The sequence below is a fragment of the Pseudogemmobacter sp. W21_MBD1_M6 genome, assembly GCF_052119585.1.
GTDB lineage: Bacteria > Pseudomonadota > Alphaproteobacteria > Rhodobacterales > Rhodobacteraceae > JBGQOJ01.
Genome location: NZ_JBGQOJ010000006.1, coordinates 89,517 through 112,776 on the forward strand (window position 1 = coordinate 89,517; position 23,260 = coordinate 112,776).

At 61.3% G+C, this 23,260-nt stretch carries 24 protein-coding genes; 6 read left to right on the forward strand and 18 right to left on the reverse strand.

Translation table 11 applies throughout. The features are described 5' to 3' along the window. Positions 1 to 3: 3 nt before the first annotated feature. Positions 4 to 1,032, reverse strand: coding sequence for a Hint domain-containing protein (locus ACEN2R_RS09075; protein WP_442041412.1), 1,029 nt, complete (start codon positions 1,030 to 1,032; stop codon positions 4 to 6). A gap of 264 nt (positions 1,033 to 1,296) precedes the next feature. Here ACEN2R_RS09075 and ACEN2R_RS09080 point away from each other — a divergent pair, with 264 nt between their 5' ends. After that, entirely contained in the window at positions 1,297 to 2,076 is a 780-nt protein-coding gene (locus ACEN2R_RS09080; RefSeq protein ID WP_442041414.1) for an SDR family oxidoreductase, read from the forward strand. A gap of 36 nt (positions 2,077 to 2,112) precedes the next feature. Here ACEN2R_RS09080 and ACEN2R_RS09085 read toward each other — a convergent pair whose 3' ends face one another. Further along, positions 2,113 to 2,952, reverse strand: a complete 840-nt coding sequence (locus ACEN2R_RS09085; protein WP_442041416.1) for a universal stress protein — start codon at positions 2,950 to 2,952, stop codon at positions 2,113 to 2,115. Positions 2,953 to 3,169: 217 nt separating this feature from the next. Between ACEN2R_RS09085 and ACEN2R_RS09090 the strand changes: the two genes are divergently transcribed. After that, the gene (locus tag ACEN2R_RS09090) at positions 3,170 to 4,225 is read left to right on the forward strand and encodes an ABC transporter ATP-binding protein (protein WP_442041418.1); all 1,056 of its coding nucleotides are present in this window, start codon (positions 3,170 to 3,172) and stop codon (positions 4,223 to 4,225) included. Positions 4,226 to 4,408: 183 nt separating this feature from the next. Here ACEN2R_RS09090 and ACEN2R_RS09095 read toward each other — a convergent pair whose 3' ends face one another. Then, positions 4,409 to 5,107, reverse strand: a complete 699-nt coding sequence (locus ACEN2R_RS09095) for a helix-turn-helix transcriptional regulator (RefSeq protein WP_442041420.1) — start codon at positions 5,105 to 5,107, stop codon at positions 4,409 to 4,411. Positions 5,108 to 5,331: 224 nt separating this feature from the next. Between ACEN2R_RS09095 and ACEN2R_RS09100 the strand changes: the two genes are divergently transcribed. Genes ACEN2R_RS09100 through ACEN2R_RS09115 form a run of 4 tightly spaced genes read left to right on the forward strand, consistent with a single transcriptional unit; the run spans position 5,332 to position 7,886 of the window. Beyond that, entirely contained in the window at positions 5,332 to 5,544 is a 213-nt protein-coding gene (locus ACEN2R_RS09100) for a twin-arginine translocase TatA/TatE family subunit (protein ID WP_442041422.1), read from the forward strand. 28 nt (positions 5,545 to 5,572) lie between these two features. Next, entirely contained in the window at positions 5,573 to 6,169 is a 597-nt protein-coding gene (gene tatB / locus ACEN2R_RS09105) for a Sec-independent protein translocase protein TatB (protein ID WP_442041424.1), read from the forward strand. Then, positions 6,166 to 7,050: a twin-arginine translocase subunit TatC gene (gene tatC, locus ACEN2R_RS09110; protein WP_442041426.1), complete on the forward strand. Its 885-nt coding sequence runs from the start codon at positions 6,166 to 6,168 to the stop codon at positions 7,048 to 7,050. Before tatB ends, tatC begins: the two co-directional genes overlap by 4 nt. After that, complete coding sequence (locus tag ACEN2R_RS09115) at positions 7,047 to 7,886, forward strand: ATP-binding protein (protein ID WP_442041428.1); 840 nt, start codon at positions 7,047 to 7,049, stop codon at positions 7,884 to 7,886. The genes tatC and ACEN2R_RS09115 overlap by 4 nt, the downstream gene beginning before the upstream one ends. A gap of 189 nt (positions 7,887 to 8,075) precedes the next feature. On the opposite strand, the gene ACEN2R_RS09120 is transcribed toward ACEN2R_RS09115, so the two are convergent. From ACEN2R_RS09120 to ACEN2R_RS09190, 15 genes are all read right to left on the reverse strand, one after another. Beyond that, positions 8,076 to 9,254: a peptidoglycan DD-metalloendopeptidase family protein gene (locus tag ACEN2R_RS09120; protein WP_442041430.1), complete on the reverse strand. Its 1,179-nt coding sequence runs from the start codon at positions 9,252 to 9,254 to the stop codon at positions 8,076 to 8,078. Between the two features lie 42 nt (positions 9,255 to 9,296). Next, a complete protein-coding gene (locus ACEN2R_RS09125; protein WP_442041432.1) occupies positions 9,297 to 9,938 on the reverse strand; it encodes a protein-L-isoaspartate(D-aspartate) O-methyltransferase in 642 nt (213 codons plus the stop codon). Further along, positions 9,935 to 10,717, reverse strand: coding sequence for a 5'/3'-nucleotidase SurE (surE, locus tag ACEN2R_RS09130; RefSeq protein ID WP_442041434.1), 783 nt, complete (start codon positions 10,715 to 10,717; stop codon positions 9,935 to 9,937). The genes ACEN2R_RS09125 and surE overlap by 4 nt, the downstream gene beginning before the upstream one ends. Positions 10,718 to 10,787: 70 nt before the next feature. Next, positions 10,788 to 11,432 (reverse strand): SDR family NAD(P)-dependent oxidoreductase, encoded by a 645-nt coding sequence (locus tag ACEN2R_RS09135; RefSeq protein WP_442041436.1) that lies wholly within the window; start codon positions 11,430 to 11,432, stop codon positions 10,788 to 10,790. Beyond that, positions 11,429 to 12,895: an amidophosphoribosyltransferase gene (purF, locus tag ACEN2R_RS09140; protein ID WP_442041438.1), complete on the reverse strand. Its 1,467-nt coding sequence runs from the start codon at positions 12,893 to 12,895 to the stop codon at positions 11,429 to 11,431. The genes ACEN2R_RS09135 and purF overlap by 4 nt, the downstream gene beginning before the upstream one ends. A gap of 219 nt (positions 12,896 to 13,114) precedes the next feature. Beyond that, positions 13,115 to 13,669: a CvpA family protein gene (locus ACEN2R_RS09145; protein WP_442041440.1), complete on the reverse strand. Its 555-nt coding sequence runs from the start codon at positions 13,667 to 13,669 to the stop codon at positions 13,115 to 13,117. A gap of 18 nt (positions 13,670 to 13,687) precedes the next feature. After that, positions 13,688 to 15,052, reverse strand: coding sequence for a DNA repair protein RadA (gene radA / locus ACEN2R_RS09150; protein WP_442041442.1), 1,365 nt, complete (start codon positions 15,050 to 15,052; stop codon positions 13,688 to 13,690). A 13-nt stretch (positions 15,053 to 15,065) separates the two neighbouring features. Then, a complete protein-coding gene (locus tag ACEN2R_RS09155) occupies positions 15,066 to 15,512 on the reverse strand; it encodes a paraquat-inducible protein A (RefSeq protein WP_442041444.1) in 447 nt (148 codons plus the stop codon). Positions 15,513 to 15,643: 131 nt separating this feature from the next. Beyond that, positions 15,644 to 16,390, reverse strand: a complete 747-nt coding sequence (locus ACEN2R_RS09160; protein WP_442041446.1) for an ABC transporter ATP-binding protein — start codon at positions 16,388 to 16,390, stop codon at positions 15,644 to 15,646. Beyond that, positions 16,387 to 17,166 carry an MlaE family ABC transporter permease gene (locus ACEN2R_RS09165; protein ID WP_442041556.1) on the reverse strand — a complete coding sequence of 260 codons (780 nt, stop codon included), beginning with the start codon at positions 17,164 to 17,166 and terminating at the stop codon, positions 16,387 to 16,389. The genes ACEN2R_RS09160 and ACEN2R_RS09165 overlap by 4 nt, the downstream gene beginning before the upstream one ends. A 2-nt stretch (positions 17,167 to 17,168) precedes the next feature. Further along, positions 17,169 to 18,218 (reverse strand): alanine racemase, encoded by a 1,050-nt coding sequence (gene alr, locus ACEN2R_RS09170; RefSeq protein ID WP_442041448.1) that lies wholly within the window; start codon positions 18,216 to 18,218, stop codon positions 17,169 to 17,171. Positions 18,219 to 18,421: 203 nt separating this feature from the next. After that, a complete protein-coding gene (locus tag ACEN2R_RS09175) occupies positions 18,422 to 19,918 on the reverse strand; it encodes a replicative DNA helicase (RefSeq protein ID WP_442041450.1) in 1,497 nt (498 codons plus the stop codon). Positions 19,919 to 20,174: 256 nt separating this feature from the next. After that, a complete protein-coding gene (locus ACEN2R_RS09180; RefSeq protein ID WP_442041452.1) occupies positions 20,175 to 20,849 on the reverse strand; it encodes an orotate phosphoribosyltransferase in 675 nt (224 codons plus the stop codon). A gap of 11 nt (positions 20,850 to 20,860) precedes the next feature. Continuing rightward, positions 20,861 to 21,898, reverse strand: coding sequence for a dihydroorotase (pyrC, locus tag ACEN2R_RS09185; protein WP_442041454.1), 1,038 nt, complete (start codon positions 21,896 to 21,898; stop codon positions 20,861 to 20,863). 127 nt (positions 21,899 to 22,025) lie between these two features. Then, entirely contained in the window at positions 22,026 to 22,979 is a 954-nt protein-coding gene (locus tag ACEN2R_RS09190) for a phosphoadenosine phosphosulfate reductase (RefSeq protein ID WP_442041456.1), read from the reverse strand. Positions 22,980 to 23,260: the final 281 nt, after the last annotated feature.

Here is a 23,260-nt window from a genome sequence, read left to right on the forward strand (position 1 = left end):
GCATCAGCCGGAACTTGCCCGCCGTAAAATCTCGGCGATGTCCAGTCCGGTCAGGCCGTGTTCCGACACTTCGAATTCGGCGCCCCGATTGGGTTGCATCACGGTGCCGGCACTGGCCAGACGGTTGACCACATCCTCTGGCAGGGCGCTGCGGGTGCGGGTGTCGAGTTGCAGGCTTTCAGCCGCGATCCCCTCAGCATAGATGATTTCGTGCTGGTCGAACAACAACTGAAAGTAATCCACAAACCCGCCATCCAGTTGCCGGACCGTCGTGCCGTTCACCAGATATTTCGCCTTCACCAGCACCTCGGAGCGGCCCACTTTCAGGTTGTCGTTCCGTTGGTAGATGAACAGACGGTGGTTCGGGCTGACGGTCAGGTCATTTTCATTGTGCAACGTCCCCTTTGCGATCAGGATCGGGGCAAAACTGCCCGTGGCGCGGACGGTGTTCTGCCCGATCCAGCGGATTTCCTGAGTGCCGTTGTCGCGGGTCAGCACCTTGTCACCGGCGCGCAGAATTTCGATCGGGCATTGGCGTCCGTCGGCCAGCGTGATGTTGGTGCCGCGCGTGAAGCTGACGCAGGCCACCTCGGCAAAACGGGCGCGGGGCGCAGTCTTGTCGATGCCGACCAGCGAGTATTCCTGTTTCGGGTTCAGGTTGGCCATGGGCAGGAAATAGACGCCTTCGACGGCATCATCCTCGGCGCTGACCTCGACCATGACGATCACTTCGACGGTAGAGCCATCGGAGGGCATCAATGTCGCGCAGCAATCCAGATGCAGGCTGGACCCGGGCGTGCCGATTTCGGTCGCCTTGTTGATTGTGAAGATGTCGCCGTCGGGAAGTGCGCTGATGGCCAGCCGGTGGCGGTGGGCACTCTCGGACAGGGTATAGACGTCGTCCAGCATCATCTCTGCCGCAAAGGACAAAGGATCGCCCAGATTGGCACCATTGGTCACGATGAAATCATTTGCGTCAAACACCGGAAGGCTTTGAACGGGGATGGTTCCCCCTGTCGGGATAAGCTTCATTCCAGCACTGCCTTCAAATCGTAAATGCGCCATGCACCGGGCAGCCAGCAAACGAAAAAAGCGCAGCCCGAACATGTCCGCTTACCCATGAGATACCATAGGGGCTTGGCCCGATCGGGTCAACATCGCGGCAGTTTCATGGCATTCGCACCGAAATCGGTCCTGTGTGATCGTGGCCGGCGGCGCGACCATAGGGTTTCGCAGATGAAAACGGGATGCTAGCGATAGGACAATGAATCAGGCGCAGGACAAAGGACGATACGGATGGATCTTGGAATTGCAGGAAAACGGGCATTGGTGTGCGCGTCATCAAAAGGTCTGGGGCGCGGCTGCGCCGAGGCGTTGGCTGGGGCCGGTGTCGATCTTGTCATGAACGCCCGCAGCACCGGCCCGCTGGAAGAGGCGGCCCGCGCGATCCGCGCGGCATATGGCGTGTCTGTCGTGACGGTTGCCGCCGACATCACAACCGAGGCGGGCCGCGCAGAGGTTCTGGCGGCGGCTGGCGATGTGGATATCCTTGTGACCAACGCGGGTGGCCCGCCTCCGGGAATCTGGAGCGACTGGAACCGCGACGATTTCATCAAGGCGCTGGACGCCAATATGCTGACGCCCATCGCGCTGATGACCGCGCTGTTGCCCGCCATGATGGACAAGGGCTGGGGCAGGGTGGTGAACATCACCAGCCAATCAGTCAAGGCACCCATCGCGGCACTGGGCCTGTCCAACGCGGCACGCACCGGCCTGACGGGCTATGTTGCGGGCACCTCGCGTCAGGTGGCCCCTTCGGGTGTCACGATCAACAACCTTTTGCCGGGCATCCACGCCACGGACCGCGCCGTGTCTTTGGACGCGGGCGTCGCCGATGCTCAGGGCATCAGCATGGATCAGGCCAAGGCCAACCGCGCCGCGACGATCCCCGCCCGCCGCTACGGCACGGCGCAGGAATTCGGCGCGACCTGCGCCTTTTTGTGCTCGCAACACGCGGGCTTTATCGTGGGGCAGAACATCCTGCTGGACGGTGGTGCGACCAACGCAACGATCTAGGCTCTCGCGGGGCGGTTCATTCCCTCGCGGGGCGGTCTACTCCCTCGCGGGGCGGGCGACCAGCAGGTCACAGGGCAGTTCGCGCATCAGGTCATTGGCAAAGCTGCCCAGAATAAAGGGCGCGGTTCCAGTGCGGGCATGCGCGCCGACCGCCACCAGATCGGGTTGTCGCTGTGCCATCTGGGCGGTGAACACCTGATGCAGTGACCCCTGCACAATCTCGGGCAGCCCCGCCGCCTTTGGCAGAAGGGCGTCTGCCAGCCAGGCCCTGCGCTCGGCCTCGGCCTCGGTTGTCAGGCGCTTGACCTCAATCCCAAGCGCCGCCGCGCCGGTCAACCCGCCAAACGGGATGTGCAGCGCGTGGACCATATGAATATCGGCCAATGGCGCGATGCGTGCGGCAACGCGCACGGCCTCGGCCGAGGAAGGCCCGAAATCAACCGGTGCCAGAACCTGACCATAGTCGTGCAACACGGGGTCGCGGACGATCAGAACCGGTCTGCGGCTACCGCGAACCAGACGTTCCATCGTTGTCTGGCGGATCAGATCCGCCAAGCCGCGCGGCCGGTGTTGGCCCAAAACGATCAGGCTGGCGTTCTGGTCTTCGGCGATATCGGGAAGATCCAGACTGATGTCGCCAAGAACCGCCATGCAGGAGTATTTGCAGGGTGTGATCCGTGCGACGTCCTTTGTCATCCGCGCAAGGCGGCGTTCCACATCCTCGCGCAGCGTTTCGGCCATGTCGACGGGCAGCGAACTGTCGACAATGGACACAACCGTCAGGCCGCAACCCAACCCCTGCGCCAGACGAAAGGCCCGCTGCACCGCGCGGTCGGATCGTGCCGAAAGATCTGTTGCGACAAGGATCGGGGTCATCGGGGCCTCCTGTGATCGACGCCCGCGTGAATCATGCGCCTGTTTTATGTGACCATCTGCGGGAGGCTTTGCATTGACCCGGATCATTTCGCCGCCCCCTTGCCGCGCACCACGGGGTTGCGGCGCTGGAAAGAGGCTGGTATCCCGCTTGAAACCCGATGGTTTTGATCGGATTTGGGGCGAGGCAGGCGTGCAAGGCAATAAACCACGGTTAGAAGTGCAACATATCACACGCCGTTTCGGCGGGCGCGCAGTTGTGGACGATGTGTCGCTTTCGGTTCTTCCGGGGCAGGTGACGTGCCTGCTGGGTCCGTCGGGCTGTGGAAAATCCACAACATTGCGGATTATTGCGGGTGTGGACCGGCAGGACGAGGGCCGCGTTCTGGTCGATGGCCGACTGGTGGCGGGCGACGGGGTGTTCGTTCCGCCCGAAGGCCGCTCTATCGGTTTGATGTTCCAGGACTTCGCATTGTTCCCGCATCTGTCGGTCGAAGGCAATGTTGCCTTTGGCCTGACCGGGCCGCGTGCCGCGCGCCGCGCTCGGGTCGAGGATTTGCTGGCCCGCGTCGACATGCTGCGCCACATTGATGACTTCCCACACCAGCTGTCGGGCGGCGAACAGCAGCGCGTCGCGCTGGCCCGCGCCCTTGCGCCGCGGCCCGAGATCATGTTGATGGACGAGCCGTTCTCCGGGCTGGACAACCGCCTGCGCGACGAGATCCGCGATCAGACGCTCGAGGTGCTGAAGGACGAGGGGGCCGCCGTTCTTCTGGTCACCCACGAGCCGGAAGAGGCCATGCGCATGGCCGATGAAATTGCCCTGATGCGCAATGGCAAGATTGTGCAAAGCGGCGCGCCCTATAACATCTACAATTCGCCGAAGGATCGCGAAGCTGCTGCCTTTTTCAGTGATATCAATATCTTGCGAGGCAAAGTTCAGGGGGCCTTGACCGACACGCCCTTTGGCCAGTTCCTGGCGCCGGGTGTTGCGGATGGAACCGAGGTCGAGATCATCATCCGGCCACAACACCTGCGCATCGACTTTGACCGTGCGGGCCGTGGCCCCAACCCTACGCCGTCCGAAGGGGTGGCGGCGCGCGCCTTTGTGGAACGCGCACGGTTCATGGGCAAGGAAAGCCTTGTTGAGTTCCGGATGGAGTTTGATGGTTCGGTCCTGAAGGCCTCGGTGCCATCGGTCTTTCTGCCGAAAGTGGGAATGCCGCTGTGGCTGATGATCCGGCGCGACCGCTGCTTTGTCTTTCCGGTGCGCTGATCCATAGGCCGCGCGTTCCGCGCGACGTCTTTGTCTCGCCGTCGCTGGCGCGACAGCTCGGGTTTTCGCCTGCGGCGCGGATATTTGGACCAAGAGGAATGATTAGACTCTTCTTGGTCCAAATATCCGCGCGCGGAGCGCGAAATTGCACGAAGTGCGAAAAGGAATGGCGCCGCAGGCGCCTCAATCGGATGCGATATTCTCCCCGGCTTTCAGGCGGGCCATGTGGTCGATCAGGGTTTTCCCCTGTTCCTCGACAAAGAGTGACGGCAGTAATTTGATGTCGTCCATCCGGTCGATCCGAAACACCATGAAATCATTGCAGTATTCGCACCAGGCGGTGCAGGTCCACAGCCTGCCCCAGTATTCCATCTTAAGCGGGCGTATGACGCGCTCGGCGGTTTCGCGGCCCAGATTGGTGTAGGTCATCCGCAGTTTCTGGCGTGACCGGATCGCGGCCCGCAGTGTCGGCAAATGCGCAAACCCCGCCGCCGCGTCTTTGAATGGATAGGTCGCAAAGCCCCAGCCGGTTGGCGGTGCGCTCCGGTCTTCGGGAAGCACCGCGTCGATCTTGGCCGACAGGCTGCGCGCGGCCTGCTGAAGTTCGGCGTCCCCGGCCTGCCCGACGACGGCCATTCCAAGATGCAGCGCCTCCAGTTCTATCATGCTGAGGTTCAAAGGCGGCAGGGTGATCGGCGCGGTCATCGCATAGCCAAGCCCGCGTTCGCCGATCACCGGCACCCCCGAGGTCATCAGGGTGTCCATATCACGGTAGACCGTGCGCACCGCCACACCCAAGCGGTCCGCCATGTCCTGCGCACGGTGAAGGCGCCCGTCACGCAGGATCTGGATCATCTCGAACAGCCTGTCGCTTCTGCGCATTCCTTGCCCCTGATTCTAGAGAAACCTGGGCCAACGCAGCCCCCACAACTGACATTAACATGTCAGGAGTGTTTTTAAAGGCGGGCTTCGGCACGGAAACCGCAGAATAACACCCGGAAAATCCCCCTGGCGCAGTGATTGGTCCTTTTCACTCGACCTGCGAGCCCATAAATACAATGCTTGAAATAGGGGCCGGTCCTGTGGCCCATAGTGGGAGAGAACTCATGCTGAACAATATCGGCCTTCCCGGCCTTCTTCTTATTGCGGTTGTCGTGCTGGTCCTTTTCGGGCGCGGCAAGATTTCGTCCTTGATGGGCGAAGTGGGCAAAGGCATCACATCATTCAAAAAGGGTGTCAGCGAAGGCACCAAAGAACTGGAAGAGGGCATGGACGACGCAAAAGACGTCACGCCCAAATCGGAGAAGGACAAGGCCTGATCGCCTGTCCTCATTAGGGTGACCCCGGATGTTTGATATCGGTTGGACCGAGCTGCTACTGATCGGAATTGTTGCCCTTATTGTGGTCGGTCCCAAAGACCTGCCCGGCATGTTCCACACTCTTGGCCGGTTTATCGCCAAGGCAAAGGGTATGGGGCGCGAATTTCAGCGTGCCATGGACGACGCCGCGAAAGAGAGCGGCATGGCCGATATGGGCAAAGACCTGAAGAACATGACCTCTGCCAAAAGCATGGGGTTGGACAAGCTGAAGGATGCCGCGACGAAGTTCGAGAAGTGGGAGCCGACAAAATCGACGGCCCCCAAGGGCCCTGCGACTGCGGCACTTTCCGAAGAGCGCGCGGCGATGGCCAAGAAGATATCGGAGGCCACGGCAAAAAAGGCGACAGAGCGTTTGACGGCAGAGGCAAAGGCAGCAAAGGCTGCCGAGGCCCCCGCCGACACCACGCCTGCACCTGCCGGGAAAGCGCAGGCCGCCAAAAAGGTCGCGGCCAAGACCGCCGCGAAACCCAAGGCGGCTGTTCCCCCCAAGGCAGCAGTCAACGCGGCCCCTAAACCTGCGGCCAAGCCCCGCGCAAAGAAACAATCCGGATCTGACATAGCATGACCGACGACGTCGACGACAGCAGTGCGCCCCTGATCGAGCATCTGGCTGAACTGAGGAACCGGTTGATCAAGTCGGTCATCGCTTTTATTATCGGGATGGTGATTTGCTACACGGTCTGGAACCAGATATTCAACATCCTGACCGACCCGATCTGCGGGTCCTTGCGCGATCGCGGGCAGGAATGCGGGCTGATCCTGATCAAGCTGCAAGAAGGCTTTTTCGTCGCCATCCGCATCTCATTGATGGGCGGGTTCATTCTGGCCTTTCCCTATATCGCCGCGCAGCTTTGGCGGTTTGTGGCACCGGGCCTGTACAAGAACGAAAAGAATGCGTTCCTGCCGTTCCTTCTGGCCTCGCCGATCATGTTCGCGATTGGCGGCGCCTTTGCGTTTTATGTCGTGATCCCGTTGGCCTTTGATTTCTTTCTGGGATTTCAACAGATGGGCACTGGTTCTGGTGTCGGTGCGGCCGCTACGGACGGCACGAAACTGGCAGAAGCGGGGATAACGTTCCAGGGTTCTGTCGATGAATACCTGTCGTTGACGATCAAGTTCATTCTGGCCTTCGGTCTTTGCTTTCAGTTGCCTGTGCTGCTGACCTTGATGGGCAAGGCCGGGCTGGTCTCGGCCAAGGGTCTGGGCGATGTGCGCAAATATGCGGTCGTCGGCATTTTGCTTCTGGCGGCCATTGTGACCCCGCCGGATGTTATCACGCAGGTGATCCTGTTCACCGTGGTTTACGGCCTTTACGAAATCTCTATCATGCTGGTCCGCCGCGTCGAAAAACAACGCGAGGCCAATCTGCGGGCACAGGGTCTGTGGTTCGAGGATGACGAGGACGATCTGGCTGACGACGAGCCGGAGCCCGAGGACAAGCCATGAGCGCTGAGGCGATCAGACGTATCGCCGCAGCGCTGGAACGGATGAGCCCGCCAGCGGCGGCCATGCCGGATTTCAGCGAGGCGGACGCATTCGTCTGGCATGTGGAACCCGACCGTCTGGCCCCCGTGCCCGACGTGAACCGGGTGGACCTGTCCTTGCTGATTGGCATCAACCGGTCGCGTGACACTTTGCTGGAAAATACGCTGCAATTCGCGCGCGGCCTGCCGGCAAATAACGCGCTGCTTTGGGGCGCGCGGGGGATGGGAAAATCCAGCCTTGTCAAGGCGATCCATGCCGAGGTGCTGCGCCAGGGCCATGCGTTGAAAATCGTCGAGGTCCAGCGTGAGGATCTGCCCTCTATCGCACGCTTGCTGAACCTGCTGCGTTCGTCGGGCAAACGGTTCCTGCTGTTCTGCGACGACCTGTCGTTCAGTCATGATGACCAGCACTACAAGTCCCTGAAGGCGGTCCTGGATGGCGGGATCGAAGGGCGGCCGTCCAATGTGGTGTTCTACGCGACATCCAACCGCCGCCATCTGATGCCGCGCGATATGATCGAGAATGAGCGATCAAGCGCGATTTCTCCATCCGAGGCGACAGAGGAAAAAGTGTCTCTTTCGGACCGGTTCGGCCTGTGGCTTGGCTTCCATCCCTGCACTCAGGACGAGTATTTGTCCATGATCCGCGGTTATTGCGATGCGCATGATGTGGTGATCGACGATGTCACGCTGCGGGCCGAGGCGATTGAATGGCAGGCAACACGAGGCAGCAGGTCTGGTCGCGTTGCGTGGCAATATTTTACAGATCTGGCCGGGCGGCGCGGCATTCCCCTCTGATCCAAAGGACGCGCGTTCCGCGCGACGGTTTTGGTCTCGCACCGCTGGCGCGGCGGCTCGGGTTTGCGCTGCGCGCGCGGATATTTATTCCAAGACGAAGCTGTGAGTTCTTCTCGGTCCAAATACTCGCGCGCGCAGCGCAAAATCGCACGAAGTGCCAGATGGAACAGCGCCGAAGGCGCTTCCTTGTTATTGCAGGTAGGGGGTCGGGTCGACGCTGTCAAAGCCCTGTCGGACTTCGAAATGGACAAATGAGGGTGTGCCCGGACGAACCACCGCAACAGCCTGGCCGCGTTTGACCGTGTCGCCCTTTTTCACTTTGATCCCGTCCACGTTCGCGTAAACCGTCAACAGGTTGTTGGCATGGCGCAGCACAAGGATCGGAATCTGGTCGGTCGATGCGGTGATCGCGGCGACTGTGCCGCTGTCTGCCGCCTTGACCAGATCGCCCGGTTTGGCCGCTATATCAATGCCTTCGTTCTTTTTCTTGACATAGTCGCGGATGATATTTCCGTTCACCGGATAGAGCATTTTAGGGGCTTTGGTCGCGGCAGAGGTTTTGAACTGGTCAAGCTGCGGAGAGGCTGGCGTGTCTTTTGCCGGGGCGGTTGCTGCCGCAGGTTTTTCTGCGGGCAGCGGTTTGACTGCGCTGGGGGGGGGGGGCGTCGGGCTGCCAACGCCGGGGGCTGTGATCACAGCGGGCTTCAGTGCTGCGGTTTTCGTTTCATTCGCGACCGGAATGATCAGCAATTGTCCTTCGCGCACGGACAGGTCGGGGCCGAGGCCGTTCCAGTCTGACAGGGACTTGACCGAGACATTGTAGAGGCGGGCAATGGAATAGGCCGTTTCGCCACGGGTTGCTTTGTGGCGCAGGGGTTCTGCCCCGACTTGTGCCGCCGGTTTGGGCGTTGTCGTTGTGCCCGCGCGTTCGATCGCGTTTCCGGCCAGTGTCGTGACGTCGATCTGGTCGGTCGCGGGCAGGATCGGTCCCGTTGTCGGGGCGCCCGTGGCGGGCGAGGGTTCGGCGACGCGGCGTGGTAGCGCCAGCAGTTCCCCCTTGCGCAAGGGCACATCGGCGGGAAGGGCGTTGTATGTTGCAAGCTCGGCCGCCGCGATGCCAAGTCGCGCGGCAACCGTGGTGACCGTATCGCCCTGACGGGCAACGGCGACCTGATAATTCGGGTAAGAGATGACGCCGCGGTCATCGGCCTTGGGGCGGGGGGCGGCGTTCAGGGCTGCGGCGGTCGTGTCAAAGGCGCGGCCACCGGCCCCGCGAAAGTCACCGTCAAACCCGTCATTACAGGCGGCAGCGGATGTCAGTGCTGTGCCCAGAACCAGTGCGCGCAAAAGGGGGCGTCGGATTGCCATATGCTCGTCCTCAATCAGCGACCCGTTCAGTCGGGCCTACTATTATTCTTTTCCAAGCCCCTCCAGAAGGGGCACAAAGCGCACGGGGCGCAGTTCCTGATAGTCCAGTCCGGTATCCAGCCGCGTCACCTTGATCAGATGTTGCACCGTATCGGATTGGCCCACAGGCACAACCATTATACCCCCAACGCGCAATTGCGCCAATAGGGGACCGGGCGGATCTTCGGCGGCGGCGGTCACGATAATGCGGTCGAAGGGGGCTTGCTCGGGCAGGCCAAAGCTGCCGTCGCCGGTGATTGCCATGATATTGGTCAGGTCCATGTCGTCGAACAGTTGCCGCGCCTCGCGGACAAGGCGGCGGTGGCGGTCCACGGTGTAGACGCGGCGCGCCAGTTGCGACAGGATCGCGGCCTGATAGCCGGACCCCGTGCCGACCTCCAGCACCTTGTCGCGTGGTTGCACGTCCAGCGCCTGTGTCATCAACCCGACGACCGATGGCTGGCTGATGGTCTGGCCGCAGGCGATGGGCAGCGGCATGTCCTCGTAGGCGCGGTTGGCAAAGATGCCGCGCACGAACGGCCCACGGTCGATCTTTTCCATCGCGGTCAGCACACGGCTGTCGGTGACGCCCTTTGATCTGAGCGCAAACAGAAATTGCATTTTGCGCTCGGCGGCCTCTGTCATTCGAGCGCGTCTTTCAGGCTGGACATCATACTGTGCGCCGTCAGATCGCAGCGCATCGGCGTGACCGAAATATAACCTGCCAGATTGGCGTGGGCGTCCGACCCTTCGGCGGTGGGCATGTTCTGCACACCGCCCTTGATCCACAGGAATTTGCGCCCCGATGGCGAATGGTGCGGTTCGACCCCGAACGAGGTGTCGCGACGGAACCCTTGGGTGCAGACGCGCAGGCCTTTGACGTTTTCACCGGGAACGGGCGGAAAATTTACGTTGTAGAACAGTCGGTAATCGGCGCTGTCCCAGATGCCCTTGTCCAGCAATGCGCGCACTGTGGCCACGCCGTGGCGCGCGGCGGCGTCGAACGGGTCTTCCAGTTTGACGTTTTCAGGGCCGTAATATTGCGACATGGCGATGGCGGGGATGCCCTGCAATGCGGCCTCTATCGCGGCACCGATCGTGCCCGAATACAGCGTATTCTCGGCGGCGTTGTTGCCCCGGTTCACGCCCGACAGCACCAGATCCGGGCGATGGGGCATCACGTCGTAAAGCGCCGCAAGAACGCAGTCCGCAGGAGAGCCCTCGGCGGCAAATCGGCGGGGGCCAAGTTCGGCGATCATCATCGGATGGGTATAGGAGATGCAGTGCCCGACGCCCGATTGCTCGAATGCGGGGGCGACGGTCCAGACCTCGCCGGTGGGCCCTGCGATGTCCAGCGCGATCCGGGTCAGAATTTCCAGCCCCGGCGCGTTGATGCCGTCGTCATTGGTGATCAGAATACGCATGTTTACCCGTGCCAGTTTGCCGTTTGACTATCCTTAGTCCAGCGACGGGCAGGGGTAAAGCAGGGCGCGCCTAAAGAGAGGCGATGATTTTGGCGGCCTCGGTTTTTGTGTCCGCAAGCACACTTTTGTCTTCGCCGGGGAAAAACCGGGCCCGGATCGCACTGGCCATCGGGGCCGGGGTGGCGATGACAACGCGCGGTCCGGTCTTGACCGTTTCCGCAGCCCAACTGCGGGCAAGCGCGATTTGCGCGGCTTTGGATGCGCCGTAGGCCCCGAAAAATGCCGCACCCGCACGCGGGTCATCCAGAAACACGGCTGTTCCCGTGTTGCTGGCGTTCAGCAAGGGTTCGATAAAGGTGATCAGATGCGATGTCGCGCGGACGTTGCAGGCAAAGGTCTTGTCAAAGTCCTTTTCGTCGACAAACGGCGCGGGCGACATGGGGGGCGCGTGGATTGCGGCATGCACCCAAAGATCCAGCTTGCCCCAGCGGTCATGGATCGACCGGCACAGATGGCGCATCGCGTCATCATTGGTCACATCCATCGGCGCCAAAGTCGCCTGACCGCCCGCCGCCTGAATGCGGTCGTCCAGCTCTTCCAGTGCGCCGGTGGTCTTTGCCACGGCGATCACGTGATAGTCTGCCGCCAAAGCCTCGGCCATGGCGGCACCGATCCCGCGCGATGCGCCGGTGACAAGGGCAATCTTTTCGCTCATTCTGCGGCCTTTACCTCGAACCCTTTGGTGATCATGTCAGACGGGGCCACGGGGTATTCACCCGAGAAACAGGCGTCGCAATATTGCGGCTGGGCGGGGTTGCGGCCCTTGGCCTCGCCTGCGGCACGGTAAAGCCCGTCAAGCGATATGAACTTCAGGCTGTCGACGCCGATAAAGTCGCGCATCTCGTCCTCGGTCATGTTTGCCGCCAGCAGCTTGCCGCGTTCCGGCGTATCCACGCCATAGAAACACGGCCAGGCCGTGGGCGGCGATGCTATGCGAAAATGAACTTCGGCAGCGCCCGCATCCAGTATCATTTGCTTGATCTTGATCGAGGTCGTGCCACGCACCACGCTGTCATCCACCAGAATGACCCGCTTGCCCTTGATCAGGGCGCGGTTCACGTTCAGCTTCAGACGCACGCCCATGTTGCGGATCTGCTCTGTCGGTTCGATAAAGGTCCGGCCCATATACTGGTTGCGGATGATGCCCATGGCATAGGGAATGCCGCTTTGCTGGGAAAACCCGATGGCCGCAGGCGTGCCGCTGTCCGGCACGGGGCAGACCAGATCGGCATCGACCGGTGCCTCTTTGGCCAGTTCGACCCCGATGGCCACGCGGGTTTCATAGACGGACCGGCCACCCAGAATACTGTCGGGGCGGCTGAAATACACATGTTCGAAGATGCAGAAGCGGGGTTTCTTGCGCTCGAAGGGGTGAAAACTTTCGACGCCGTGCTTGGCGCTGATCACGACCATCTCACCCGGCTCGATCTCGCGGACGAATTCGGCCCCGATGATGTCCAGCGCGCATGTCTCTGACGACAGGGCCCAGCCGTCGGCAACCTTGCCCAGAACCAACGGTCGCACGCCCAAGGGATCGCGCACGCCGATCAGCTTGGTGCGGGTCATGGCGACAATGGAAAACGCCCCCTCGACACGACGCAGCGCGTCTTTCATCCGCTCGGGGATGTTCTGCTGCAACGACCGCGCCATCAGATGGATGATGCATTCGCTGTCCGACGATGACTGGAAGATCGAGCCGCGCTCGATCAGTTCCTTGCGCAGGGCAAGGGCATTGGTGATGTTGCCGTTATGGGCAATAGCCGCGCCGCCCATGGAGAACTCGCCAAAGAAGGGCTGCACGTCGCGGATCTGGGTGTTGCCCTTTGATCCGGCGGTGGAATAGCGCACATGGCCGATCGACAACTGCCCGGGCAGCGTTTCCATCAGCGATGCTTTGGTGAAATTGTCGCGCACATAGCCAAAACGCCGGGCCGAGTTGAAACCGCTGTCAGCGTCAAAGCTGACGATGCCGCCCGCTTCCTGGCCGCGATGTTGAAGCGCGTGCAGTCCTAGGGCCACGAAGTTCGCCGCATCGGCCACGCCGATGACGCCAAACACGCCGCATTCTTCCTTAAGTTTATCGTCGTCAAACGGGTTGCTGGGCGGCAGGTCTCGCATGGGGGCGGGTGCTCCGAATCCGGCTAGGTAAGGTTTAGCCCCTCTTAGTCACTCCCGCAGCAAGTGTCACGAGCCGATGCGTCACGAAACTGACATGGCGCGTATTTCGGGTGTTCTTCTCGGACCAAATACTCATCTTTTTCCTGCGACTGCAGGTCCTGCCAAAAGATCTAAAGCCTCCGGCAGGGGTATTTTCAGAACAAAGAAACCGGCAAAAGGTTACGAGCCGCAGTTTCCGACCAGTTGTTCGTAGCGCGATACGATCCAGCCCGGCGCGTCTGCGGGGATCTGTTCGTCGATGTTGGTCTGGGTGCTGGCAAAAACCTTGGCGGTGCGGCTGTCGTCCACCATCGGGATCGACTGTTCGACCATCACGCGGCTGTAGACCACCAATGCAACGGCGACCAGAAGGATGCCGCGCAGGGCACCGAAGAGGAACCCGAGGCCCTGATCCACGCCGCCGAGGGCGGAGCGTTGCACGATTCCCGCGAATAATGGCGTGAACAGCGACACGACAACAAGCGAGACCGCAAAGACCGCAGCAAAAGCCGCGATGATCGACAGTTCACAACTGTCACCGATGAATTCGCCCAGAACGGGGATTTCCTTGATCAGGGGTTCGACCTGATGCGCAAAAAGGAACGCCAGAACCGCGGCGGCGATCCAACCTGCGATGGACATTGCCTCGCGGACAAAGCCACGCGAATAGGCGAGCAACGCAGATACAATGATAACCAGCGCAACCACGCCATCGATAATGGTAAAACCGTCCATGCTTTTGCCCTTATGCGGTCAACCCGCTCCAAATATCTCGCCTACAAATGCCGTCAGATCCGACATCTGCTGTATCTTCAAGCCAGCATCCGACCCCAGCTTGCTGCGCATCGGTGCAATTGCGCCTGTGAAACCAAGTTTTTGCGCTTCTTTCAACCTGTTTTCGGTCTGTCCGACCGGTCTTAGGGCGCCAGAGAGGCTTATTTCGCCAAAAACGACGATATCGGCGGGCAAAGGCGCATCTTCCCGCGCACTGAGAAGGGCGGCGGCCACGGCCAGGTCGGCGGCGGGTTCGTTGATGCGCATGCCGCCCGCCACGTTCAGATAGACGTCAAGGCCGGTGAACGGGATGCCGCAGCGGGCCTCTAGAACGGCAAGGATCATGGCAAGCCGCCCGCCATCCCATCCGACCACGGTGCGGCGCGGCTGGCTGTGCGGCGATGGGGCGACAAGCGCCTGTAGTTCGCACAGGACCGGGCGGGTGCCCTCGATCCCGGCAAAGACCACAGAGCCGGGCGCAGGTTTGTCGCGCTCTGACAGGAACAGCGCCGAGGGGTTGGTGACCTGCGCCAGACCTTCGCCGGTCATCTCGAACACGCCGATCTCGTCTGCGGGGCCAAAGCGGTTCTTGACCGCGCGCAGGATGCGGAACTGGTGGCCGCGCTCTCCCTCGAAGTAGAGCACGGTATCGACCATATGCTCGACCACGCGGGGGCCGGCGATCTGGCCCTCTTTGGTGACATGGCCGACCAGCACGACAGAGGTTCCGGTGCGTTTGGCAAAGGTCACAAGTTCGTGGCAGGCGGCGCGAACCTGTGCCACGGACCCCGGTGCGCTTTCCACATTGTCGGCCCACATGGTCTGGATCGAATCGATCACCACCAGATCGGGGCGCTCCTTGTCCAGCGTGGTGATGATGTCGCGCAGGTTTGTTTCGGCGGCAAGTTGCACCGGCGCATCCGCCAGATTAAGGCGTTGCGCCCGCATGCGGATCTGTGCCGAGGCTTCCTCTCCCGAGACGTAGATGCATTTCAGGCCCGCACGGGCAAAGCTGGCGGTGGCCTGCAACAAAAGCGTCGATTTCCCGATGCCGGGGTCGCCGCCCACCAGAATGGCGCTGGCCCTGACCAATCCGCCGCCCAGCACGCGGTCCAGTTCGTCCAGCCCCGATTTCACGCGGGGGGGCGCGGGTTCTTCGGTGGACAGATCGGTCAGGATCATTGCGCTGCCGCGCTGCGCGCCAAGGGATTTCTTGGACGGACCTGCGGACAGGGGCGCCTCTTCGACGATGGAATTCCAGGCGCCGCAGTCGTCGCAGCGCCCCGACCATTTCTTATGGGCGGCACCGCAGGAGGAACAGGTGAAGGAGGATTGTTTTGCCATAGGGCCTTGTGGACTAGGCCGCGGGTTTCGGCAAGCGGTCGGTTGCGATGCCGATCACCAGACTGGCCAGAATGCAGGCGGTGAACAGATACAGGCCCCACGCGGTTTCCAATCGGCCCAGGCCCACGCCCTTGGCAATCACGATGTAAAGCGCGATCAGAAACACATCGGCCATGGCCAGTTTCCCGAGTAGCCCAAGGGCCGGCATCAGGCGTGGCGACAGATACCCGAATTGCACCAGCGCCAGCCCAAGGGTTTTGAGAAACGGCGCAACCAGTGCAAAGAACGTCACGGCCAGCGCAAGGAACACATCCTTGGCCCAAAGCGTTTGCAGCCCCGAGACAACAGAGATTTCCGACAGGCTGAAATAGGGCAGCAGCCCTGCCTTCATCAGGGGCGCGAACCATGCCACGGGAAACAGGATCAGAAGCGAAAGATTGGCGAGGCGAAGGAGGGTCATTTGCGCGGCAAGGGTCCTGTGTCTGACGCCTGATATAAAGGCGCAAACCTTACGGCTTGCAAGCCTTGGCGGCCCGTGGCGCCTGGATCTGTGCGGTGGTCCGGGCGGTCCTGATTGCGGTGTGGCGGCAATCACCTGACCGCTTCGATCGGGCCCACGGCCCGACCGTTGATGAACTGGTCAAGATAGGGGTCGCCGCTGGCATCCATCTGACCCACCGGACCGGACCACTGGATGACGCCCGCATGTAACATGGCGACCGTGTCGGCAATCTCGCGCACGCTTCGCATATCGTGGGTGATGGTCATGGCGGTGACGCCCATCTCGACCACGATCTCGCGGATCAGTTCGTTGATGACGCCGGACATGATCGGATCGAGGCCCGATGTGGGTTCGTCGAAAAAGATGATTTCCGGCTCTGCCGCGATGGCGCGGGCAAGGCCCACACGTTTCTGCATACCGCCCGACAATTCTGCCGGATAGCGGTCTGCGACATCGGGCTTCAGCCCGACGCGGCGCAACTTTTCTATCGCGATCTCTCGTGCCTCTGCGGGTTTGTGTTTGGCCGGGCCACGCATCAGGCGAAAGGCGACATTTTGCCAGACGGTCATGGAATCGAACAACGCCCCACCCTGAAACAGCATCCCGAACCGGGCCAGAAACGCGTCACGCTCTGCCGTCATCGCATCCTCGCCATCGACGGTGATACTGCCTGTATCGGGCGTCACCAGTCCCAGAATGCATTTCAGCATCACCGACTTGCCGGTGCCAGATCCACCGATCACCACCATGCTGGTGCCCGTCGGGATCGTCAGATTGACCCCGCGCAGCACCGCATTGGTGCCGAATGTCTTGTGAACGTCGGTCAGGGTAATCATGCGCTGAAAAACAGTTCTGTCAGGATGTAGTTCGAGGCAAGGATCAGCACAGAGGCCGCAACCACCGCCTGCCGCACCGCATTACCGACGCCCTGCGCCCCGCGACCCGAGTTCATGCCGTAATAACACCCCATAAGGGCAACGATGAAGCCAAAGACAGCACCTTTGACAAGCCCCGACCCGACATCCCAGAATTCCAGAAAATCAGCGGTATTGCTTAGGTAAGCGGCAGAGTTGAAGCCAAGCCGGTTCACGCCGACCAGATAGCCCCCCATGATCCCGATGGCATCCCCGACCGCCACAAGAACCGGCACCGCCAGCGTGGCCGCCAACACGCGGGGCACGGTCAGGTATTTCATCGGATGGGTGGACAGGGTGACCAGCGCGTCGATTTGCTCGGTGACCTTCATCGTCCCGATCTCTGCCGCGATCGAACTGGCCACGCGCGCTGCGACCATCAGACCGCCCAGAACCGGCCCCAGCTCGCGCACCATGCCGATGGCGACGATAGAGGGCACAACGGCCTCGGCGTTGAACCGCGAGCCACCGGCATAGATCTGCAACGCCAATGCGCCGCCGGTGAACACGGCCGTCAGCCCGACGACAGGCAGGCTGAAATAGCCGATCTGCATCAGCGCGGTCAGGAATTCCCGGATATAGAACGGCGGACGCACCAGATGGCCCAGCGTCTGGCCTGCAAACAGCGCGATCCGGCCGATGGTGGCACAGATCGTCAGGGTCAGGCGACCAAGCGAGGCGACAGGTGACAGAACCAAAATCACGCGTGCCCACCACTGTAGCGGCGCGTATACCGCGCGCCAAGCGAGGTCAGGATCTCGTATCCGATGGTGTCCGCCATGGCGGCAAGCTGATCAACGGTCTGGTTCGGCCCGAGGATATCAAGACAGGACGGTGTTTCCGCCAGATGGGTGATGTCGACGCCGATCATATCCATTGATACGCGGCCTGCGACGGGGCAGGGCGTATCCTCGTGGAACAGACGCGCCTTGTTCGACATCTTGCGCAGCAACCCGTCGGCATAGCCACCCGACACCGTCGCGATGCGCGATGCGATTTCGGCGGTCCATGTGCCGCCGTATCCCACGGTCTCGTCCGTCTCGACGTCCCGTGTCTGGATCACCGGCAGCGACAGACTGACCACAGGCGTTGCCGCATCGAACGGGGCGCCGCCATAAAGGCCGATGCCGGGGCGCGTCAGATCAAAGTGATAGTCAGGGCCCAACAAGATGCCGCCCGTTGCGGACAGGGACCGGGGCACGGTCACCCCGTCGGTCATGTCGTGAAACGTCTTCAACTGCGCCGCGTTCATCGGGTGGTCCGGTTCGTCGGCGCAGGCCAGATGGCTCATGATCAGGGTGGGGGATTGCTGCAAGGCGATCTCGGCGATGGCGGCCCATTCGGGCAGCTCCATGCCCAGCCGGTTCATGCCGGTGTCGAGCTGGATGCCGAAGGGATGACCCGGCAAGGCCTCGAAATGGCGGGTGATCTGCTCGATGCTGTTCAGCATGGGCGTCAGATACAGGTCGTGGATCATATCGGTGTCGCCGCGCATATGACCTGAAAAGATCGAAATTTCCGGCCCCGGCCCAAGGGCCTGACGCACCGCAGCGCCTTCCTCGGCGGCGGCCACGAAAAAGCGGCGCGCCCCGGCCTGCGCAAGCGCTCGCGCGACGCGCCCCGCCCCAAGTCCGTAGCCGTCAGCCTTGACCACCGCGGCGGTCTGCACATCGGTTGATGTCATCGCATCCAGCGCGCGCCAGTTGGCCGCCAGAGCGTCGAGGTCGATTGTAAGTGTCGCTGTTCCCATGTCGGGGTTTTGACAGGCGGGCGGGCAAGGTCAAGGAAAAAGCAAACGGAGGCGCTTGCAGCGCCATTTCTAGATGCGCTTCGCGCGGTTTTCCGCTTCGCGAAGGATATTTTAACCAAGAAGAATGAGATTTTCTGTTTTCTTTTTGGGAACAATATCCCGGGGTTCGGGGCAGAGCCCCGATCCGCGCCGCAGGCGCAGGATTAGAAGTCTGTGCCGCCTTCGCCCTGCTGCCAGCTTTTCGCAAGGTTGCCAAAGCGCGTGAACCTGCCTTCGAATGACAGTTCGACCGTGCCGATCGGGCCGTGACGCTGTTTGCCGATGATGACCTCGGCCTTGCCGTGCAGGCGCTCCATTTCTTCTTGCCACATGGCGATCTTTTCCATCTCGTGGTCGCCGGGCTTTTCGCGCTCTTTGTAATATTCTTCGCGGAAGACGAACATCACGACGTCGGCGTCCTGCTCGATCGATCCGGATTCGCGCAGGTCGCTGAGTTGGGGCCGCTTGTCTTCGCGGCTTTCTACCGCACGGCTGAGCTGCGACAGGGCAATGACCGGAATATCCAGTTCCTTGGCCACGGCCTTCAGGCCCTGGGTGATCTCGGAAACCTCGTTTACGCGGTTTTCGCCCTTGCCGGTTCCACGCAGCAGCTGAAGGTAGTCGACGATTAGAACGTCCAGCCCGTGGGTCCGCTTCAGGCGGCGCGCGCGGGCGGCCAGCTGGCTGATCGGCAGCGCGGGGGTGTCGTCGATGAAAAGGGGGCAGGCCTCCAGCGCCTTGGCGGCATCGACCAGACGGCGGAATTCTGCCTCGGTCATGTCGCCTGACCTGATCTGCTGGCTGGGCACCTCTGCCGCTTCGGACAGGATCCGCGCGGCGAGCTGTTCAGAGCTCATCTCGAGGCTGAAAAAGCCGACGACGCCACCGTCCACAGCGCCTTCGGATCCGTCCTGTTTCAGGCCCTTTTTATAGGCTTTCGCGATGTTGAAGGCGATGTTTGTGGCCAGCGAGGTCTTCCCCATGGACGGGCGACCGGCAAGGATCAGAAGGTCGGAGCGGTGTAGGCCGCCCAGTTTCTTGTCCATATCGACAAGACCGGTGGACACGCCCGACAATCCTCCATCGCGCTGGTAGGCGGCGTTGGCCGAATTGACCGCATCGGTCACGGCGCGCAGGAAGGATTGGAAACCGGTTTCAGACTGTCCCTGTTCGCCCAGTTTGTAAAGGCGTTGTTCGGCCTCGACGATCTGTTCTTTCGGCTCGCTTGCGACGTCGATCTTGGCGGCGGTCGCGGAAATGTCGCGGCCCAGCTGGATCAGTTCGCGGCGGATCGCGAGATCGTAGATCATCTGCGCATAATCACGGGCGGCAAACGAGGAAATTGCGGCACCAGCCAGACGGGCCAGATAGGCGGGGCCGCCCAGCTCTTTCAGGCCGTCGTCGTCTTCGAGGAAAATCTTCAGCGTGACCGGCGAGGCGAGCTGGTTCTTGGAAATCTTCGCAACGGCGACCTCGTAGATTCGCTGGTGCACGGGGTCGTTGAAATGATGCGGTTTGATGATCGAGGCAACGCGGTCATAGATGTCGTTGTTCGTCAGAATCGCGCCGAGAAGTTGTTGTTCGGCCTCGATATTATGCGGCAGATAATCCGAGGTTGCTGCCGCTGCTGCGGCCTGTGCGATCGACGATATCTCGTTCATTTTTTATGCCCCTGTCTTCCCGACGTTTGTCATAAAACTGTTGGCCCATCGGGGCAAAATGTATGTTTATGTGGATTGTTTGCGCAACCAGCGTACACCCCACATTATGCGCCCTTGTAGGGCGTGTCGTCAATATATAGGCGCTGTGTCCCGCACGCTTGCGCAAAATTACAACGGTTCCGAATTTTTCGAGGTCGGCGCGCAGACCGCTGTCGGGCCTACTCGCCACCACTTCGAACTGCGATTCGCAAGCCGGTCAGGCGCCTTTGGGGGCCCAATCGCGGGGGGCGTGCAAAAACGCCTCGACTTCTGTCAGGGTGGCCGTGTCGAAGGCGCCGCTGTCCTTGGCCTCGGCCAGCACGTCCCACCATGTACACAGGTGGTGCAGGGCAACGCCGTGGTCGCCGAGTGTCTTGGTCGTTTCGGGGAAAATGCCGTAGTAAAAGATCACAGCCGTATGAGCGCAGGTCGCGCCGGTGTCGCGGATCGCGTCGACAAAGCTGATCTTTGATCCGCCGTCGGTCGTCAGATCCTCGACCAGCAGCACGCGCTGGCCTTCGGTCATTTCACCCTCGATGCGGGCGTTGCGGCCGTAACCTTTGGGTTTCTTGCGGACATAGGTCATCGGCAGGCCCATGCGTTCGGCCACAAGGGCGGCAAAGGGTATGCCTGCGGTTTCGCCACCGGCGATGTTGTCGAAGGCCTCGAACCCGGCGTCGCGCAGCACGGTGCAGGTCAGGAAATCCATCAGGGTAGAGCGGATACGCGGATAGCTGATCAGCTTGCGGCAGTCGATATAGGTCGGTGCCTTGAACCCGCTGGCAAAGGTGAACGGTTCGGTCGCGTTGAAATGCACTGCCTTGATTTCAAGCAGCATTTTCGCCGTCAGGCGGGCCATGGTTGCGCGGTCGGGGTAAGAGGTGGGGATCATCGCGGGGGTCCTTAGCTGACGTGCCAATGCAGGGGGAAGCCGGGATCAAAGACGGTGACCGGGCCGGCGCCGGTATCGATTCTGGCGGGATATAAGACAGCATCTCCCTTGGTCAGGGTGATGGTGTCGGTGTTGGGTTCCAGGCCATAAAACGCCGGCCCGTTGAGCGAGGCAAAGCCTTCCAGCCGGTCCAGTGCGCCGTCCTGCTCGAACACTTCGGCGAGGCAGGACATGGTGTTCGTCGCGGTAAAACACCCCGCGCAGCCGCAGGCATGTTCCTTCAGCGCGTCGATATGCGGGGCGCTGTCGGTGCCAAGAAAGAACCGCGCATCGCCGGATGTGGCGGCGGCCCGCAAGGCCAGACGGTGTTCCTCGCGCTTGGCGACGGGCAGGCAATAGTAATGCGGCTTGATCCCGCCCACGAGGATGTGGTTGCGGTTGATGATCAGGTGATGCGTGGTGATCGTGGCGCCAAGGTCCTTGGCATTTGATTTGACGTAATCGACGCCCTGAGATGTAGTAATGTGTTCCATAATGATCCGAAGGCCTGGAATGGACCGCCGCAGGGGGTCAAGGACCGTGTCGATGAACACCGCCTCGCGGTCGAAGATGTCAACATCGGCGGTGGTGACTTCGCCATGCATGCACAGCGGCAAACCGATCTCTGCCATCCGCTCCAGCACGGAGCGGACGTTTTCGAAGTTGCGCACGCCGCTGGCGGAATTGGTGGTGGCGCCTGCCGGATACAGCTTTACCGCGGTGATCAGGCCGCTGGCGTGGGCGGCCGCGACATCGGCGGGGTCGGTCGTTTCGGTCAGGTAAAGCGTCATCAAGGGCACGAAGGCCATGCCAGCGGGCAGGGCCGCCATAATCCGCGCGCGGTAGGCGGCGGCGTCCGTTGCGGTGACCACGGGCGGCACCAGATTGGGCATGATGATCGCGCGGCCAAAATGGCGGGCGGTTTCGGGCAGCACGCCTTGCAACATGGCGCCGTCGCGCAGGTGCAGGTGCCAGTCGTCCGGGCGACGTATGGTGAGGCTTTGGGTCATAGCCTGCGCCTACACAATCCACGCGGATTTTGCCAGAGGGTCGGGCGCCGGTTTTTCACTTTGCCGGTGGTCTGTGCATGATCGGGTCACTGTGTGCGGGCGCACGACAGGTCTGCCCTGGTCCGCGTCAGGCGCGTTGCGGGGTCTCCAGCGTCTGGGGGGCTTCATTTTCCGCGCGTTGGGCTTGCAGCTGCGCCAGACGCTTGCGGAACCTTGGTGCGTTGATTCGGGCAATGACATTCGCGCAAAGCAGTTCGGTCAGACCATGCCGCCCGCTGTCATCCACGCTGGCAAGCAGCTTGCGCAGATAGGGCGGATAAGCGCGGCGGGCACGGTAAAGTGCGAAAAAGTAGGCTTCTGTCAGGGTGCCGCCTGCGGCCTTTTCCAGCAATGGGTCAAGAATGCCCATCGTCACAAGCGCCTTGTCGATCTGGTCGCTCATGTGGCGGCACCGCAGACGGCTGACATTCGAACCATCGAACAACGCGGCATGCATCGCATCCAGCTGCATCTCGGGGTCGTACAGAACATAGGCATGCGCGGCGGCCTCGATCATATGCGGGGCAAAGCCGTAGCGGCTGGTGAAATCCTCGCGGCGCATCCCGGTGAACCGGTCGTCCCACTCGGTGATGCGCGGGTTCAGCGTTGCCTGCGGGCTGATCGCGATAACGGTCGCGCCGGGGGCGGCAACCGAATAGGCGGCGGCGGCATAGCCGCACATGCCGACACCGTAGAAAACGACGTGGTCATACTCCTCGAAGAACCCGTCATCGACCAGACGGTCGAAATATTCGTAAATCGCGCGATGTCTGAACCAGGTGTTGCCATGCGCCAGAAGGCACAGGCTTGACCAACCTTTGGACTCTGACAAGCGCATTCCCAAAGGCAGGGCATCGGGCGCCTCGGACCGGATGTCCAGAATGCTTTCGAAGGTCACCAGAAGCGTTGCCGACCCTTCGCTCAAGATTGCGGAATGATCTGGCCCCAGCGGTTCGAAATATCCGGAATCCTCGCCCAGTTCCTCGACCTGATCCAGCCATTCCTGTTGATCCCCGGTCAGAGGGGCGCATTTGGTTCGCATAACACTGCTCCGTTTTTACTTGGTACTGCGCAAAGGCCGTAACGTTCATCCAAGCTTTGCAATGGTGGCACAATGGGGCAGAAATTGGAAGCCGCTGTGCTGTTTTTGGGAAGCACCGCCAGAAATCCGCATCTGGCTTTGCGCGAGGGTGGAAAACCTGTTCCTGCGGCTTTTATACCCTGAAGGCGCAGCGCGCATCATTGGGTCGTTGACAATTTCTCACCGCTTATCCATCGTTAAGCGAACAATGCATCCCGTGGATGTTTATTACCTATCCAACT

What these genes read in the sequence shown, in the direction of transcription:
- ACEN2R_RS09075 (WP_442041412.1), bottom strand. Translation starts at nt 1,032, where the DNA reads ATGAAGCTTATCCCGACAGGGGGAACCATCCCCGTTCAAAGCCTTCCG.
- ACEN2R_RS09080 (WP_442041414.1), top strand. Translation starts at nt 1,297, where the DNA reads ATGGATCTTGGAATTGCAGGAAAACGGGCATTGGTGTGCGCGTCATCA.
- ACEN2R_RS09085 (WP_442041416.1), bottom strand. Translation starts at nt 2,952, where the DNA reads ATGACCCCGATCCTTGTCGCAACAGATCTTTCGGCACGATCCGACCGC.
- ACEN2R_RS09095 (WP_442041420.1), bottom strand. Translation starts at nt 5,107, where the DNA reads ATGCGCAGAAGCGACAGGCTGTTCGAGATGATCCAGATCCTGCGTGAC.
- ACEN2R_RS09100 (WP_442041422.1), top strand. Translation starts at nt 5,332, where the DNA reads ATGCTGAACAATATCGGCCTTCCCGGCCTTCTTCTTATTGCGGTTGTC.
- tatB (WP_442041424.1), top strand. Translation starts at nt 5,573, where the DNA reads ATGTTTGATATCGGTTGGACCGAGCTGCTACTGATCGGAATTGTTGCC.
- tatC (WP_442041426.1), top strand. Translation starts at nt 6,166, where the DNA reads ATGACCGACGACGTCGACGACAGCAGTGCGCCCCTGATCGAGCATCTG.
- ACEN2R_RS09115 (WP_442041428.1), top strand. Translation starts at nt 7,047, where the DNA reads ATGAGCGCTGAGGCGATCAGACGTATCGCCGCAGCGCTGGAACGGATG.
- ACEN2R_RS09120 (WP_442041430.1), bottom strand. Translation starts at nt 9,254, where the DNA reads ATGGCAATCCGACGCCCCCTTTTGCGCGCACTGGTTCTGGGCACAGCA.
- ACEN2R_RS09125 (WP_442041432.1), bottom strand. Translation starts at nt 9,938, where the DNA reads ATGACAGAGGCCGCCGAGCGCAAAATGCAATTTCTGTTTGCGCTCAGA.
- surE (WP_442041434.1), bottom strand. Translation starts at nt 10,717, where the DNA reads ATGCGTATTCTGATCACCAATGACGACGGCATCAACGCGCCGGGGCTG.
- ACEN2R_RS09135 (WP_442041436.1), bottom strand. Translation starts at nt 11,432, where the DNA reads ATGAGCGAAAAGATTGCCCTTGTCACCGGCGCATCGCGCGGGATCGGT.
- purF (WP_442041438.1), bottom strand. Translation starts at nt 12,895, where the DNA reads ATGCGAGACCTGCCGCCCAGCAACCCGTTTGACGACGATAAACTTAAG.
- ACEN2R_RS09145 (WP_442041440.1), bottom strand. Translation starts at nt 13,669, where the DNA reads ATGGACGGTTTTACCATTATCGATGGCGTGGTTGCGCTGGTTATCATT.
- radA (WP_442041442.1), bottom strand. Translation starts at nt 15,052, where the DNA reads ATGGCAAAACAATCCTCCTTCACCTGTTCCTCCTGCGGTGCCGCCCAT.
- ACEN2R_RS09155 (WP_442041444.1), bottom strand. Translation starts at nt 15,512, where the DNA reads ATGACCCTCCTTCGCCTCGCCAATCTTTCGCTTCTGATCCTGTTTCCC.
- ACEN2R_RS09160 (WP_442041446.1), bottom strand. Translation starts at nt 16,390, where the DNA reads ATGATTACCCTGACCGACGTTCACAAGACATTCGGCACCAATGCGGTG.
- alr (WP_442041448.1), bottom strand. Translation starts at nt 18,218, where the DNA reads ATGGGAACAGCGACACTTACAATCGACCTCGACGCTCTGGCGGCCAAC.
- ACEN2R_RS09175 (WP_442041450.1), bottom strand. Translation starts at nt 19,918, where the DNA reads ATGAACGAGATATCGTCGATCGCACAGGCCGCAGCAGCGGCAGCAACC.
- ACEN2R_RS09180 (WP_442041452.1), bottom strand. Translation starts at nt 20,849, where the DNA reads ATGATCCCCACCTCTTACCCCGACCGCGCAACCATGGCCCGCCTGACG.
- pyrC (WP_442041454.1), bottom strand. Translation starts at nt 21,898, where the DNA reads ATGACCCAAAGCCTCACCATACGTCGCCCGGACGACTGGCACCTGCAC.
- ACEN2R_RS09190 (WP_442041456.1), bottom strand. Translation starts at nt 22,979, where the DNA reads ATGCGAACCAAATGCGCCCCTCTGACCGGGGATCAACAGGAATGGCTG.